Genomic DNA, 14,590 nt, shown 5'->3' with positions numbered 1-14,590 from the left:
AAAGTTAATGCGTTTCAGCGATATATTTGCAAGAATGACAGTAAGTTTAATCTTATTTGTGTATCATACTTGCGAGTATGATTTTCAATGAAATCAAGTGAAAAGAAAATGGCAAATTATCGTGTTTAAGTATGATTTTTCGTTCAAGTATGATTGTTTCTCGGAAAAATAGTGTACCTTTGCACTTGATTTCATTTAATAGCGTACAACAGTATGGCAAAAGTAGGTTACATCTTTATCGCCACCAATGGCGAAGAGTATGCAGAAGACAAGGCTTGGATGCAGCAATACGGCTGTGTTCAGGTGATAGAGGAACTGTCCGAACACGAGAGGCTGCGCCCGATGTGGAAGCAGCTCATATCGAGTCTGGAGCGCGGCGACGAGCTGGTGGTGTCGAGGTTCAGTAACGCACTGCGTGGCACCCGTGAACTGGCTACATTCATAGAATACTGCCGTGTGAAGGTGGTTCGCATCATCTCCATCCAAGACCGCATCGATACGTTTGACGAACTTTTCCCCGACACCAAGCCCTCACAGGTCATCCGTATGTTCGGGTCACTCTCTGAGGAGTGTGCCGTGCTGCGCAAGGCATCGGCACACATCATCCATCTGCAACAGAATATCCGGCCGCCCAAGAAGTCGGAAAGGGCACTGTCGAAACTGGAGCGTGAGAAGAATATCGTGAACATGTACAACGAGGGGCACAGCATAGATGACATCTTTGCCATCAGCGGCTTCACAAGCCGAAGTTCCGTGTTCCGCATACTCAACAAGCATGGTGTGACGCTGAACCGTGGACCTCATAGTGGACCGCTGAAGAAAAGGAATAAAGAATAAACAAAAAACAGATACAATGAATAAGACATTCAACATCTACTGTGATGAAAGCACCCACATGGTGCATGACGGTCATCCCTACATGCTTTTGGGATGTACAAGTATAGCATACACACAAATCCGCATGGCAAAAGATGCCATAAAAGATATTAAGAAGAAGCACGGCTATAGTGATGAGCTGAAATGGACAAATGTCCACGAGGCCACGTATAAAGTCTATGCAGAGCTTATAGACTGGTTCTTTATGAATGACATGGAATTTAGGGCTGTGGTTGTTGACAAGAGTCAGATTGACGAGAAACGAGAAGACTATACGTTTAATGATTTCTACTTTCGCATGTACTACCAATTGCTGCATCACAAGATGGACATGGATTATACATATAACATATATATGGATATCAAGGACACATGCAGTAGCGATAAGCTGGAGAGGCTCAGAAAAATAATGGAATACAACTCTTCCATTGGCAGGTTTCAGTTTATACGTTCACACGAAAGTGTCTTCATCCAATTGGCAGATGTTCTAATGGGAGCCATCAACTACAACCTTAGATATGAAAAGGGAGAAGTTGAAGGAAGGGTGAGAGCCAAAATGAAGCTGATTGAAAAGATAAAAAAACACAGTAATATCAGTCTCAACACCACAACTCCCAAATTTAGAAAGAAGTTTAATTTGTTTTTTATCGCACTGAAATAGCCAATGAGCAGTTTGAATATTATCAAGAAATACCCTGAGCTGCTGGAACTGGCATATCTCAGTGAACGAGAAAGAGAGCATGATCTTCATGCAATATTCAAGCGTGATATAGAAGATAACTGTCAATTCTCATTCAGAGGGTGGCGCATCTATCCTATAAAGACAGATGGCGAGATTGACATGGCAAGATTGTTCAAGCATCTTACCTGTGAAGAAATCATGGTTGAGAACGAAGACGGTACGACTTATCCAAAGCGAGTATTCGAGATGGCTCGTTCACAAAGGCTTCATTGGATAAATCACCATGTGAGAGAATTGACACCAGACAATCTGGATGTATTTACCATAGAAGAGAGGGACGGCAAAAAGCGTAAGGTCAAGAAAACATACATCTATGATAAAGTGGAAAAGTATGTTATTGTCTTGGAACAACAACGTAGCAACGGATTCTATCTGTTGACAGCATACCATCTTAACAAAGAGTATGGACTAAAGGCTTTGGAAAAGAAGATGAAAAAGAGATTGCAGACACCACTATAAAACGCAAGACCCGAATTGCATCAAAGGCAACCGGGTCTCGAAACTCCTTCTATCTATAGATGAGCGCTGCAAAGGTACGAATATTCTTTGAAATAACGAAGGTTTTTCATTGAATTCTTCTCGATTTTAACATTTGCAGGGCAGTATTGTAAGATAACAGGAAAGAAAATAGCATAATTTTACAGAAAATCGTAATGGAAACATTCAAAGACGTTATATCAAGTGACCAACTTGTCTTGGTCGATTTCTTCGCCACCTGGTGCCAGCCATGCAAGATGATGCACCCCATCCTTGAGCAGGTGAAGGAAGTGTTGGGTGACAGAATCCGCATCATCAAGGTAGATGTGGACAAGTATGGGGTGACTGCAAGTCAGTATGGCATACAGTCTGTGCCCACATTGATGCTGTTCAGACGCGGCGAAGTGTTGTGGAGGACGAGCGGTGTGATGCAGAAATCAGAGTTGCTGGCAACGATTGACCCGTTTTTAAGATAAAAGAGCAGAAATGTCAAAATCTAAATTAAAGTCTGTCCTCATGTCCATGGACAAGAGTGAAATAATAAAAATGGTATTGGAACTTTATTCTGCACGGAAAGAGGCAAAGGAATATCTTGACTTCTATGCAGAGCCGAATGAGGGCCAGAAGCTGGAAGAGTATAAGCACATCATACGGGAAGAGTTCTATCCGAGCAGAAACAGAGAGCCAAAGACACGCTTCTCAGTGTGCCGCAAGGCATTGTCCGACTTCAAGAAACTGAAGCCTTCGGAAGATTCAGTCGCAGAATTGATGGTGTTCTATATGGAGAATGCCTGTCAGTTCACTTATGACTATGGAGACATGTGGGAGCAATTCTATGATTCTGTTGAGAGTAATTTCGACAAGACATTGCGCCACATCGTGCTTTATGACCTTTGGGACAAGTATGATTCCCGAATCAAGCAATGCCTTCGTTGGGCAAGCCCTTGTGGATGGGGATTTCCTGACGCACTGAATGATATGTATGAGGAAATGAAGGCGCAAAATGAGGAACTCCGAAAGAAATACAGGAATTTCAAGATGCCCATCAACGCTGATTATTAAACGAATATACTCAAATGGGGAAACCAAAGAAAAAACATAAGAAAGCGAAACAACTGCCCTTAAGCAAAGAAGAGCAGATTTTTCAAGCGGCAAGAGACCTTGCAGCTGAAATTGGCATATCCTATTCTGAGGCATTAGGGTTTACTTTGGGCATAAAGGACGTAACGTATGGTTGGGAAGAAGACTATACGGAAGAAGAGTTTCAGGCACTGATTGACCACGCTGTGGGAGACACTGATTATGAGCACACCCTCTATTGAATCATCTACACGAGAGGAACGTTTGGATTACGTTCTGAATGAATGGAGATGTCTGCACAACTGTGAGCTGTGCGGTAAGTGCCATATTCTGAAAGGCAGAAGCGAAGAAATACTCTATGCAGACTATATAGACGGCAAGCGGTCATATATGGATATAACATTAGAAATCAGAAGCAACAGATAATGATGTCACAGAAATACATATATCCATCGTTGTTCCAAGAGGAAGAGCCGCAAGAAAGCGTTCCTGGTGATAAGAAAGAGTATGACCTGACGAATCTCTTTGAGAGATTGGCAAAGTCTGATTTTCGCAGCCGGTTCCATCTGTCCAAGCAAGACAGGGAGTATGTAATGGAAAAGGGATTGCCGACGATACGAAAACACGCAGAGGACTTTGTGGCAAAAAGACTTGCTCCGGCTGTCATACCGAACGACGGCAAGCAGACTCCCATGCGTGGGCATCCTGTTTTCCTGGCTCAACATGCCACTGGCTGTTGTTGCCGGGGATGCTTCTTCAAGTGGCATCACATCTCAGCAGGCAGGGCACTGACCAAGGAAGAACAGGAATATGCTGTTGCCGTATTGATGGCATGGATTGAAAAACAGATGAATAAAGGATGAAGATAGAAGAAGCCATAGTATATGTGATGGTAAAGCGAAATGGCGGCATGACAACCGACCAGATTGCCGATGCCATCAATCGTCATAGGCTGCACCTGAGAAAGGACGGTCAGCCTGTGACAAGCAAGCAGGTGTATGCAACAATCTGCCGTTTCCCTGAAATGTTCACAAAAGAAGCTGGCAGAATCATGTTAATGATATGACGTAACGATATGACAATAGATACAACCAACATGTGCTCACACCTTCAGAAGAAGTTGTTTGAACCAGAAGGTGTGTATTATCCTATATGGCAAGCCATGCAGGATGATGAGACCTTGACAGCAGTGGTACGAAGCAGACAGCTGCACATCTACAGAAACGGGAAGAAAATTCTCGTTCTGGCAGGTAAGGCACAACCGAAGATTATAAGGGAAGACAAAATACAAGAGTTAATAACAAGATTATAAACAAAACATCAAATCATCAAAACAATGGACGCAAAAGAAAAAGTATTGGCAACAATGAAAGAGGCTGGTCAGCCTCTCAACGCAGGTAAAATCGCAGAACTCAGCGGTCTCGACCGCAAAGAGGTAGATGCAGCCATGGAAGCAGCTGAAAGCAGAGGGTGCAATCGTCTCTCCTGTGCGTTGCAAATGGGCACCTGCAGAGTAAGGTTTATACTGCTGTCTTGAAATATAGGCAGCAGTATCTTTATTTTTATCAAAATGTTAAGGTGAGGAATCTGAATATCCTTGCCTACGGACACAATTATCCGCTGCATCTTTTTGGGGTAAGGTGCAGACGTATGGCTGTCAGCGTATCTTGGTTTAAAGACGCTTAGCGGTCACGGCGGAAGTCGTTTCGTCTCTCTCCGCCGAACAAAGCTCTGAGCACATTGCCCAAAGCTCCGAACACGAAGTAGCAAACGATGATTGCAACAATATCGTCCATAAGCATTTTCTGTTTTATGGGTTATACACTATTATGAAGATTCACTATGTCCAATCCCTGCCTCTTGGCTTCTCTGACGGTGTAGAACGTGCCGCCCTTGGGATTGCCATCGAAGTAGGCTATGAGACGTGAACTGCGGTTGACCATATAGTCGTTGCGCCTCAGAAGGCAGCCATTGTAGTATTGCTCGCTCAATACGACCACGTCATCCACGATGCGCAGGATGGCATCATACTTGGCTTGCTCTTCCTTGCTCCACCGGTCAGACTGACCACGGAACGGCACAACGGCTATCACCTGCAAGTCCTTCAACTCGCATTGCAACGAAAGGGCGGCTTCTGCCGCCAGCAGGTCAAATCCCATTGCCATGCCACAATAGAAATACCGGTAGCCGTCGGCATACGCCTTGGCTATCTCCGATTTGAGACATTGCTTCAACTCCCTCCGCTTGGCGAAAGGTACGCTGCGGTGTCCGCTGAAGCATACGGACACTGCCTTGTCGTACTTTGTCATACTTTACCTTACTTTATAATGTGTGCGTGCGAGGAACATACCGCCAATAACACATGCCCCGAGCCTTTCGAGTTGGTTGGCATACTTGGCATAGCTGAGACCCTTGGTTATCACATCGTCAAAGACCAACACCATTTTGTTGTCGAAGAACGGCTCATCAAACTCAACGACATTCGCCTTGCGGACTTCATCCTCGTTCTTGCGGTTATCGTGGATGGTCTTACGCTCTCCGCATACCCTCACGTGCTCGTAGCCGTTTTCCGCTCCTGTCAATTCACACACCCTGTGGCAGAAAGCCTTGTAGCGGAGTTCGTTGCTCTCGCTTGTGGATGCTGGAACGGGGGCGAAGACGATGTTCACGCAACCCTTGCCGTAGAGTGTCAGCATATTCTCTGCGGTGCGCTGCGCCACTTCCTCGTAGGCTCTTCCGTCCTTGAAGTCAAACACTAATTGTCTGTCGGCAATCTCCTTCTCACCCACATTGCGGATGCGTGCGGGATAGTATTTGCAGAACCAAGTCTGAGGCTTGTCTAACTGCTTTTGGATTTGATAGTCATTCTTGTGTGCCATTGCTCTTATGTTTTTTCTTCCCTTATTTCGGAGGCTTTTCCTGCCTGCCCAAGGGATATTTTTTGCTTTCCAAGAGTGATGGCGATCAAAAAGCCAAATCGGGAGCGAAAAATACGCTCTGCACGCAGAGGAAGATTTTTCGGTCAAATGCAATGGACGATTTGGTGTTTGAACAATCGCCAGCATTACCTTTGCAAAACAATATCCGCAGCGGCAAGGCAGGCGAAAAGAAATCTGTTATGTAAAAGAGGAAACGGGCGGGATGGCGTGGGGCGAAGCTGTATATGGGGAAGGACGATAGTTGATATGAGGGAAAAAGAGAAAATCTTGTAATAGGGAACGACATTGCCTTTTATCAGCATGGAGACAGTCCTACAAGCAGAGAAAACTATTGCCCTAAAAATGAGTTGGATAGTATTTTCTAAAAGTAGTATCGACTACGAATAGTATAATAGTCGAATAGTTTTTACTACCATACTACGGATAGTAAAGTCTGTTTATAGAAGAGATAGCGGTATCATCGTCTGTTCGGCGATGATACCGCGCGGCACTCATGTGTCATGCCGCTTTAGGTATTCTGTCATTGCCTCATTGACAATATCACGCAAGGACATCCCTTTCTTGATGGCGAGGTACTTCATCCTCGTGTGGATGCTCTTGTTGATAAGGAAATTGCAATGCACCGGCACTTCGGTAGTCTCAGAAACAGACACAGGTGGTGCTGGTGTAGTTTCTGTGACTATCTGCTCCTTACTCGGCTTCTTTGTGGAAGAAAGGAGTCCGTTGAGACCGCCTTTCATTCCCTCTTTCAACATACTGCTCTTGCTCATGGCTATGCTATTTTAAGTTTAACACTTCTTTTGCCAAAGACATATAATCACTGGCACCATTGGATTTGGGATTATACTCAAAGATAGTCTTGCCGTTGATGGGTGCTTCTGCCAAAGCCACATTATCACGGATGACGGTCTTGAAAACCTTCTCGTGAAAACTGTCATTGACGATTTCCCTCACGCTTCGGTTCAACGTCTTGCGGCGATCGAACTGGGTGATGACGATGCCGCCCACTTTAAGGTTGGAGTTGAGCCGCTCCTGAACGATGCGGATGATGTCCATCAACTTTGCCATACCTCTCATGGCAAGGTATTGCGCTTGAACAGGGATGATGATGTAGTCGGCTGCGGTGAGGGCATTCAAGGTCAGCAAGCCCAATGACGGTGGACAGTCGATGATGATGTAGTCGAAATGCTCTTTGGCGATGGCTTTGGTGATAAGTCCCTTCAAGATAAGCTCCCGTCCCGGCTCGCTGATAAGCTCTAACTCAGCCGCAGACAGGTCAAGGCATGAGGGTGAGACGGTGATGCCGTTGTGCAACTTGACCAACGGCAAGGTGTACTGTCCACACATTGCGCCATAGACTGTCTGTTCTTCCTCGATGGACAATCCCAAGGCTTCCGTGAGGTTGGCTTGTCCATCCATGTCAATAGCCAAGACGTTCTTCTTACTCAGTTGCAGAGCTGCCGCAAGGCTTACTGCGGTCGTACTTTTCCCTACACCACCCTTGTGATTTAATACTGCAATTATCTGTGTCATAACATGATACTACTATTAGTGAATACTACTTTACTATTCTACTACTGATAGTACATACTAACCATAGTAAAAGCGGATTTACTACGATTAGTACGTACTACTCTCAGTTGATACTACCCTCAGAAGGGAAGGTCTTCGCTCTTGTCCTGCGGTGCATCGGCTGGCGGTACGGGAGCCTCGCCCTCTGCCTTGGCTGCCTTGCGTGCCTTTGTTGCAGGTGTGTCGGTTGCATCCTTCTTCCCTGCATTGACAAAGGCGATGGAGTCAGCTATGATGCTATGCTGTATGTGGTTCTCTCCGTTGCGGTCTGTCCAAATGGAAGAAGTCAGTGTGCCTTCCACAAGCACCATACGACCCTTGGTGAGGTATTCAGCCAAACGGATATGGTTCTCCTTGCTGCTCTTCACCCTTACCCAAGTGGTGATTTGCTTGCCCTTACTGTAGTCGTCCACTGCGATGTCAACAGCCATGAATGTTCCGTGTGTACCTGTGATGACGCGGCAATCCTTTGCTCCGATGCGTCCGATAGTGTGAGTGTAAATCATAATGTGAAAATGTTATAGTGGCAAGTTGGTTAGACTTGCCGTTACCTTGTTATTTAAATGACTTTTCTTGTTGATTGAACATAAGCTATTGCTTCATTCATAATTTCTGCTCGTGACCTACTCTTGTTATCTTGCATCCACTCATCAATTTCAGATTTGAGGAACATGATACGTTTCCCCTTCTTATGGAATGGTATTTGTTTATTGCTTGTCCAACAATAGATTGTGTGTTCAACTGGATGGGTAGGGAGATACTCACTCAATTCGGAAACACTAAGCCATTCCAATCCCTTATCGGGCTGAATTTGAGTCATTAGTGTGGAAAACTTTTCTTCTAAAATCTCCAGCTTGTTTATTACTAATGACAATGCTGATGGCAAGTCATTAAAACTCAATATTTGCTTTTCCATATCAATATATGTGTGGCAAGTTGGTTAGGCTTGCCGTTACCTTGTTATTAATATCCTTTCTTCGTCTGCCTTGTATTGGCGACAAAAGACTTGTTGCTGCCTGTGAGACTGATAGAGCCGCAATTAACAAACTCTCCGTCGGAATAGACTCTGTACTTCTGTCCGCTTACCTCATGCTTCTGTTTGATGCGCTCTCGCATCCACTTCTTGGCTGCGGTCAATGAGCAAAAGGTCTCGCTCTCCTTGGTCGTCTCGTCATATACGATGCACTGGGTCATACATGCTCCTACTTCATCCATGCACCTATACTCGACGTGACATAGTCCAACTGACCGCCAAATATGTCGCTTGGCTCTATGTCGTATTGTCCATCCCTCACTTCCTTGTCCTCTCCAAGAAGCGACAAGTTTCCGTCGGCATCCAAACGTGCTGCGTCTATGACGATGTCACGAGGCTCGTCAAAGAGATAACCTGCCACGATGGGCTGCTCTCCCTCGAAATGCACCTCAAAGCCTCCGTCCACCTCCGTGCCGTACTTGCGAAGAGCCGCTTTCAGCTCGTCCTGCTCCCGGTGCTGCAATGCCTGGAGTTGTCCGTGGATAGTGAGGTCTTGCAGTTCTGCCTCTCGTTTGGTGTGGGTTGCCTCGCCGGTCTTGCAGTCGATGTCATACTTGTGGTAAACCACTGGGATATGGTCTGCCGATGTGACAAGCCATGTGATGTTGTTCACTGAGAAGCCCTGTCTGGTGAGGAACTCCTCGATGTCTGAGCCGAGAAGGTGGTCGGCTACGTCAAGATACTCGATGCGTGCGTCAGCATCATGCAGGATGATAATCTTCATTGCCTTTCTATTTTTAGTGATACAAATAAGTTTGTCGCCCATGTCGCTGGACTTGTTTAACTACGTTGAAGAAACTTACGCTCAGCATAGTGAATAAATTCCCTCTGCGTTCGCTTAACCGTTTCTTTCTCTTCCCTCCTTTCGAGACCTTTCAGCCTGTGGAGGGATATTTTCTGCTCCCACAAGCCGCAAGAAAAGACATAAAGACAAATTATGTGTGAAGAATACTCTTTTCCGAGGAAAAGGAAGATTGTTCACAGTCACAAGACCTCAAGCAGAATTTGACGATTGTCTCAGACGCGGCTAACTTTGCAGGAAATATGCCTACCACTGCGCTGATTGGAAGAAGATTATTGATATTGGCTGCAAGAGGAATGATGTGTTATATATAAAGAGGTAAGAAGAAAGATTGAAACAGTAAGGGTGGGCAGTGAAGTGTTTGCAGGTCTGCTGTACCGACATAAAGCGAGTGTGTTGGCTGACCGGGATGCAAGTCATCAAAGCTTCAGCCTTGATAGCTTGTAGCACGGACAGACAATTCTCTCGCGTCGGTACTTCGGCATACTGTCAGCTTTGGCTAATAGCAACGTGTTGCCATCAGCCAAGGATGTCTGTATGACGACAGACCATGTAACGCTTCGCAAAGGCGTGGGGCAAAGCAGTATAATTTAGAAGTAGATAGTAACGTATATCAGGCAAGAAGAGACAGTTGCGCAACGGACAAATCGGGCACTCCTGTCAGCATGACAAATGTGCCTTGTCCTTGCCGCAGGACACTGAGGCAGATTGGACGTAGCAGACATGTCTGCCACATTCAATATGCCTGAGTGGACAAGAACTGCCTCTTGTATAGCAGAAGAGAAATTGTAAAACAGTTGATTAGTGGTAAAGGTGGTATGGGTGGGCAGAATGGCATTACACGGACATTGCCGAAGCCCGATAATGGGACAGCCAGACAGCAATAAAGGCAGTTATCAGAAGTGTCAGTTTCTGATAGTGACATTGTTGGCTGCCTGTCACATGGGATTCGTGCGGTGTCCGTACAGTAATGCCGTTCTGAAGGTGTGGGGCGAAGCGATACAACGCACTTGGACGAAACCACCGCTTATAACAGAAAATATTTTGCAGTCAAAGAGAAGAAGAATAGTAAAGCAGGTGTGGGTGGGTAGTGAAGCTGTCGCAAGATTGACGGTCTGAATATCAAGGCGAGTGGATAGCCAGTAAAGGACACAATTATCAGAAGCCTCGGCTTCGGCATCTTGTGGCATAGATGGCAGTCCTCTCGCGTTCAGACCTTGGCATACTGTCTTTCTTGGCTAATAGCGACTTTGTCGCCATCAGCCGGGAATATCTGTATGCCAACCATCTTGGTGACGTTTCGCAAATGGTGAGGGACGAAGTGGTTAGAATAAAGGAAGACGGCGTTGCCGTTATGGTTAATAAATGCACATGGTTGTTATTAGAGAAGATTATCACACGCTATAACAGCAGATTGATGTCCCTGAGCAAAACAAAAGCGACCCGAAGGTCGCCTTGTTATGGAGAGGAAAGGCTATTTCTTGCCTTTCTTGGTTGCTGGCTTGGCCGGCTCTTCCGCAGGAGTCTCCTCCTTGTCGGGACACTCGTAGAACTTGGTTGCAACCATGATGATTCTGGAGTGCTTCACGCCATCCTTGTCTGTCCACTCCTCTGGCTTGAAGAAACCCTCGACGGTGAGCAACGTGCCCTTGGTGAGCTTGTCGAATGATTCGGTGTGCTCGTTCTTGCGCCATGCCTCCATATTCATGAAAGCCGATACGCGGTTGGTTTCCTCGCCGTTCTTCTCCTGACGGCCTACTGCCAATGAGAAGCGTGCTACGCTGGCGTTTGCGAACTGACGGATTTCTGCATCCTTACCTACGAAACCTGAAACTGTGAAGTTGTTCTCGATCTTTTTCATTTTGAATTGAATTTAAAAGTGAAACTTAATTTTTACATGCATTCAAAAGCAGGGATGTGGCACCATGTGGGAAGCACCATGAAAATCGTTCGCAATACTCTTTTTGTCGTTGGCGGTAAGGGAGAAAAAGGAAGATTACGCACTATTTTATTGGTCACAGCGATAGCGGCCACACAAGAAGGAGGAAGTCCTTCGCAGCATCACGCTACCTTTGCATGGTAATTGCGACATGAAGTCGTACAGATAATTGTTCTTTGAAACTAATGAACCTCTTATTCCGTTAAGAGTAGCCTACCGAAGCGTGCGTAGTTGGCAACGACTGGGTGCGAAGCCTTCGGGACAATATGGCGAGGTCTTGAACATCACAAGACGCAGCTGTTAGGCTGACTGACAAGGACAACGTAAAGTAACCGCCGTTACCAACCATCGTGACAAAGAATTGGCTCACGGATGTTTATGAGCCATGCCAAAACGGCAAGTGGATAGGTTGGCTATGTTTATCTAATAGCCACACGGATGTCGCTCCACCGGTGGATAGGCGGGTCCTAAATCAGTCGAAGTTATCCGTACGGAACATGGTAAGCCTATAGGTCTCCTCATCTCATTATGGGAACAGGTAAGTCAATCGCAAGAGCAACCGAACGGCTTGTAGGTAAATGACGATGGAGAAAGCGAATGCCCCTCTGTAATGGCGGGGATAGGGGTTGGGACATCACCCCACGCGAAAGCGGGCAGACTTCCATCAGGTAATTCGCTACGAAATGAAATGTAGAACTTGTGTAAATGAAGAAACGACAATTGGACGAGGCGCAAGCCAAGTGTGCATCCTCAGCCGCACTGACCGCATGGCAGACCATCAACTGGGTGTCGTGTGAGAAGGAGGTACGCAAGCTGCAAGTCAGAATAGTAGAGGCTCTAAAGGCAAACCGCATTGGAAAGGTGAAATCTCTCCAACGCATCTTGATTAGCTCGTTCTCCGCCAAGGCATTGGCAGTGAGACGCGTGACATCAAACTCGGGCGGTAGCACTGCTGGGGTTGACAAGGAAACCTGGCTCACTCCCATAAGACGCTACAAAGCCATCAGCTCTTTGACAACGAGGGGTTACAAGCCAAAGCCTCTTCGCCGTGTCTTCATCCCGAAGAAAAACGGCAAGATGCGCCCGCTCGGAATCCCTACCATCAAGGACAGGGCTATGCAAGCCCTCTTCCTAATGGCACTTGAACCCATAGCAGAGACACTTGCCGACGGCAACTCCTATGGTTTTCGCAAATACCGCTCATGTGCGGATGCGACAGACCAGATATACAAGTGCCTTCACAAGAAGACCTCGGCTCAATGGGTGCTTGAGGGTGACATAAAGGGATGCTTCGACCATATCAGCCACGAATGGTTGCTTGACAATGTCATAATCGACAAGGAAATGCTCCGCAAGTGGCTTAAGGCGGGAGTGATAGAAAAGAATGTGTTCCACATGACCGACGAGGGGACACCCCAAGGCGGAATAATCTCCCCGACATTGGCGAACATCACACTTGATGGGATGGAAGCATTGGTAGCCAAACACTCAACCCGAAGGGACAACGGCAAGACCTACTCCAACAAGGTAAACCTCGTACGCTACGCAGACGACTTCATCGTCACTGGCGATACGAAGGAGGTACTTGAAGAGATAAAGTCAGAGCTAATCGTATTCCTAAAGGACAGAGGTTTGGAACTCTCAGAGGAAAAGACGCTGATAACACATATCAAGGATGGTTTTGACTTCCTCGGTTTCAACATACGGAAATATGGCAACGGCATGTTGCTGATTAAACCGAGCAAGAAGAATCAGAAGAAGTTTGCGGAGTCGACACATGAAGTAATATACAAAATGCGCTCAGCCAAGCAGACGGATGTAATTGGCAAACTCAACCCCAAGATAAGCGGTTGGGCGAACTATTACAGATATGTGTCCTCGAAGGAGGTGTTCTCCAAGCTCGACCACATAATCTTCCTCCAACTGAGGAGATGGTCGATAAGAAGACACCATGACAAGTCGTTGAAGTGGATAGAGAAGAAGTATTGGCAACACGACGGGAAACGTGGATGGATATTTGGAACAAAGGGCAAGGATAAGAAAGGCAAGGAGAAAATCTATCGCCTTATCCAACTGACCCACACACCGATACTCCGCTACACGAAGATAAGGTCGAAAGCCAATCCGTTTGACCCACGATACGACGAATACTTCAAGCAACGGCAAGAAACAAAAAGCCGTACACGCCCGCTCAAATGCAGTGCATGACAGCACACAGAGCCGATTATTTAGAACGAGAGATAATTAAAAGAATTACACGAGCCGTGTGCGGTGAAAGTCGCATGCACGGTTCTTGAAGGGGAAAGCGGGGGAAACCCCGCAGACCTACTTAGAAAATAAGTGGCTTTCAAATAGCTCAATTCAGAAAAAGACGGGGCCAAACAATGGAACAAAGGTTGTAAGCAAGGAGGCAATCCGTATGCAACAGACAGGGGCACTGCTATGGCTGTATGCCTGGAGAAACGAAGCGGGAAATCCGACCTTACAGCTGTATCATCAGAAGAGTGAGGAGCATGAACACTGATGCACGATGAACGACAAGCCTAAGGGTCAGCTTAGCAATAGAGGCATCAAGCCAAAAGAGGACAGACATCAGAGGATTGGCGATAGCACTGTCATCATGCTAAGACCAAGTTCTGTGTCCGACAAGGAAGAGTCGCAAAAGACAGACGAGTAAAACCAAAAGGCGAAATGACCATTCCTATAACAAGGTACAGAGACGCTTAAAACGGCGAAGGGACTTTGGCGACGTATCGCTATACAGGTGTCGAAGCATCGCTTCTATAACAGGACTGGAGCAAGTGAGCAAACCGCACAACTTGCTCCCAAGGTATTTCAGTTACAACAGCCATAACCTCATTGGAGGATTGTCCTAAAAGAGTTTTTGCAGTCAAAGGAAGAAAGAGTCTGCAAGCCACATAGCCAACAGACTCTCTCCTGATTATTCACAGATGACAACATCATCCTTGTACTCCGTCACTTCCTTGCCGTTGATGAGCTGGACAATGACCTCACAACCCAAGTCCTCGACAATCGTTCCCTCTGTCTGACCTCTTCGGGGATAAAGCAAGGTGCAGAAACACCCTACAACGCCGTCCAACTGCTCCATGTCTATCGTTGCCATATCCGT

At 46.3% G+C, this 14,590-nt stretch carries 24 protein-coding genes; 14 read left to right on the top strand and 10 right to left on the bottom strand.

Going from position 1 to position 14,590, the window contains the following annotated elements:
* Positions 1-213: 213 nt before the first annotated feature.
* From NXX38_RS24870 to NXX38_RS24825, 10 genes are all read left to right on the top strand, one after another.
* The gene (locus tag NXX38_RS24870; RefSeq protein WP_005816288.1) at positions 214-837 is read left to right on the top strand and encodes a recombinase family protein; all 624 of its coding nucleotides are present in this window, start codon (positions 214-216) and stop codon (positions 835-837) included.
* A 16-nt stretch (positions 838-853) separates the two neighbouring features.
* The gene (locus NXX38_RS24865) at positions 854-1,537 is read left to right on the top strand and encodes a DUF3800 domain-containing protein (RefSeq protein WP_005816290.1); all 684 of its coding nucleotides are present in this window, start codon (positions 854-856) and stop codon (positions 1,535-1,537) included.
* Between the two features lie 3 nt (positions 1,538-1,540).
* Complete coding sequence (locus NXX38_RS24860) at positions 1,541-2,077, top strand: hypothetical protein (protein WP_005816292.1); 537 nt, start codon at positions 1,541-1,543, stop codon at positions 2,075-2,077.
* A 194-nt stretch (positions 2,078-2,271) separates the two neighbouring features.
* Complete coding sequence (gene trxA / locus NXX38_RS24855; protein WP_005816294.1) at positions 2,272-2,571, top strand: thioredoxin; 300 nt, start codon at positions 2,272-2,274, stop codon at positions 2,569-2,571.
* A 10-nt stretch (positions 2,572-2,581) separates the two neighbouring features.
* Positions 2,582-3,157, top strand: a complete 576-nt coding sequence (locus tag NXX38_RS24850) for a DUF6155 family protein (RefSeq protein ID WP_007837469.1) — start codon at positions 2,582-2,584, stop codon at positions 3,155-3,157.
* A gap of 14 nt (positions 3,158-3,171) precedes the next feature.
* Entirely contained in the window at positions 3,172-3,417 is a 246-nt protein-coding gene (locus NXX38_RS24845) for a hypothetical protein (protein WP_005816298.1), read from the top strand.
* Between the two features lie 183 nt (positions 3,418-3,600).
* Complete coding sequence (locus tag NXX38_RS24840; RefSeq protein WP_005816300.1) at positions 3,601-4,038, top strand: DUF4186 domain-containing protein; 438 nt, start codon at positions 3,601-3,603, stop codon at positions 4,036-4,038.
* Positions 4,035-4,241, top strand: a complete 207-nt coding sequence (locus NXX38_RS24835; RefSeq protein ID WP_005816302.1) for a hypothetical protein — start codon at positions 4,035-4,037, stop codon at positions 4,239-4,241. The genes NXX38_RS24840 and NXX38_RS24835 overlap by 4 nt, the downstream gene beginning before the upstream one ends.
* A 9-nt stretch (positions 4,242-4,250) precedes the next feature.
* Positions 4,251-4,487 (top strand): hypothetical protein, encoded by a 237-nt coding sequence (locus tag NXX38_RS24830; RefSeq protein WP_005816304.1) that lies wholly within the window; start codon positions 4,251-4,253, stop codon positions 4,485-4,487.
* Between the two features lie 24 nt (positions 4,488-4,511).
* The gene (locus NXX38_RS24825; protein WP_258981532.1) at positions 4,512-4,712 is read left to right on the top strand and encodes a hypothetical protein; all 201 of its coding nucleotides are present in this window, start codon (positions 4,512-4,514) and stop codon (positions 4,710-4,712) included.
* 280 nt (positions 4,713-4,992) lie between these two features.
* Here NXX38_RS24825 and NXX38_RS24820 read toward each other — a convergent pair whose 3' ends face one another.
* Positions 4,993-5,484, bottom strand: a complete 492-nt coding sequence (locus NXX38_RS24820; RefSeq protein ID WP_005816313.1) for an SLOG family protein — start codon at positions 5,482-5,484, stop codon at positions 4,993-4,995.
* A gap of 3 nt (positions 5,485-5,487) precedes the next feature.
* On the bottom strand, positions 5,488-6,054 hold the full coding sequence (locus NXX38_RS24815; protein ID WP_005816315.1) for a hypothetical protein: 567 nt from the start codon (positions 6,052-6,054) through the stop codon (positions 5,488-5,490).
* Here NXX38_RS24815 and NXX38_RS24810 point away from each other — a divergent pair.
* Positions 6,048-6,299, top strand: coding sequence for a hypothetical protein (locus NXX38_RS24810; RefSeq protein WP_225494525.1), 252 nt, complete (start codon positions 6,048-6,050; stop codon positions 6,297-6,299). The genes NXX38_RS24815 and NXX38_RS24810 overlap by 7 nt on opposite strands.
* 306 nt (positions 6,300-6,605) lie before the next feature.
* Here the strand turns inward: NXX38_RS24810 and NXX38_RS24805 are convergent, their stop codons facing one another.
* The 6 genes from NXX38_RS24805 to NXX38_RS24780 all read right to left on the bottom strand — a co-directional run bounded on the left by NXX38_RS24805 (position 6,606) and on the right by NXX38_RS24780 (position 9,443).
* Positions 6,606-6,884: a plasmid partition protein ParG gene (locus NXX38_RS24805; RefSeq protein WP_005816317.1), complete on the bottom strand. Its 279-nt coding sequence runs from the start codon at positions 6,882-6,884 to the stop codon at positions 6,606-6,608.
* 7 nt (positions 6,885-6,891) lie between these two features.
* Positions 6,892-7,647 (bottom strand): ParA family protein, encoded by a 756-nt coding sequence (locus NXX38_RS24800; RefSeq protein ID WP_005816319.1) that lies wholly within the window; start codon positions 7,645-7,647, stop codon positions 6,892-6,894.
* A 119-nt stretch (positions 7,648-7,766) separates the two neighbouring features.
* Complete coding sequence (locus NXX38_RS24795) at positions 7,767-8,192, bottom strand: single-stranded DNA-binding protein (protein ID WP_005816321.1); 426 nt, start codon at positions 8,190-8,192, stop codon at positions 7,767-7,769.
* Between the two features lie 53 nt (positions 8,193-8,245).
* Positions 8,246-8,602: a helix-turn-helix domain-containing protein gene (locus NXX38_RS24790; protein WP_007837478.1), complete on the bottom strand. Its 357-nt coding sequence runs from the start codon at positions 8,600-8,602 to the stop codon at positions 8,246-8,248.
* Between the two features lie 47 nt (positions 8,603-8,649).
* Positions 8,650-8,880 carry a hypothetical protein gene (locus NXX38_RS24785; protein WP_004319914.1) on the bottom strand — a complete coding sequence of 77 codons (231 nt, stop codon included), beginning with the start codon at positions 8,878-8,880 and terminating at the stop codon, positions 8,650-8,652.
* A gap of 8 nt (positions 8,881-8,888) precedes the next feature.
* Positions 8,889-9,443: a hypothetical protein gene (locus NXX38_RS24780; RefSeq protein WP_005816324.1), complete on the bottom strand. Its 555-nt coding sequence runs from the start codon at positions 9,441-9,443 to the stop codon at positions 8,889-8,891.
* 882 nt (positions 9,444-10,325) lie between these two features.
* Here NXX38_RS24780 and NXX38_RS24775 point away from each other — a divergent pair.
* The gene (locus NXX38_RS24775) at positions 10,326-10,640 is read left to right on the top strand and encodes a hypothetical protein (protein WP_224204806.1); all 315 of its coding nucleotides are present in this window, start codon (positions 10,326-10,328) and stop codon (positions 10,638-10,640) included.
* Positions 10,641-10,995: 355 nt separating this feature from the next.
* Here NXX38_RS24775 and NXX38_RS24770 read toward each other — a convergent pair whose 3' ends face one another.
* Positions 10,996-11,382 (bottom strand): single-stranded DNA-binding protein, encoded by a 387-nt coding sequence (locus tag NXX38_RS24770; protein WP_004319910.1) that lies wholly within the window; start codon positions 11,380-11,382, stop codon positions 10,996-10,998.
* Positions 11,383-11,418: 36 nt separating this feature from the next.
* Between NXX38_RS24770 and NXX38_RS24765 the strand changes: the two genes are divergently transcribed.
* Both NXX38_RS24765 and ltrA read left to right on the top strand, forming a co-directional pair.
* Complete coding sequence (locus NXX38_RS24765; protein WP_005816330.1) at positions 11,419-11,604, top strand: hypothetical protein; 186 nt, start codon at positions 11,419-11,421, stop codon at positions 11,602-11,604.
* A 561-nt stretch (positions 11,605-12,165) separates the two neighbouring features.
* Positions 12,166-13,668: a group II intron reverse transcriptase/maturase gene (ltrA, locus tag NXX38_RS24760; protein WP_007897400.1), complete on the top strand. Its 1,503-nt coding sequence runs from the start codon at positions 12,166-12,168 to the stop codon at positions 13,666-13,668.
* Between the two features lie 733 nt (positions 13,669-14,401).
* Here ltrA and NXX38_RS24755 read toward each other — a convergent pair.
* Entirely contained in the window at positions 14,402-14,584 is a 183-nt protein-coding gene (locus tag NXX38_RS24755) for a hypothetical protein (RefSeq protein WP_004319908.1), read from the bottom strand.
* Positions 14,585-14,590 lie beyond the last annotated feature (6 nt).

It is taken from the genome of Bacteroides sp. BFG-637 (genome assembly GCF_024793605.1).
Taxonomy (GTDB): domain Bacteria; phylum Bacteroidota; class Bacteroidia; order Bacteroidales; family Bacteroidaceae; genus Bacteroides; species Bacteroides vicugnae.
The sequence above is the reverse complement of the archived record's forward strand: the minus strand, read 5'-3'. Positions and strand labels throughout refer to the sequence as shown.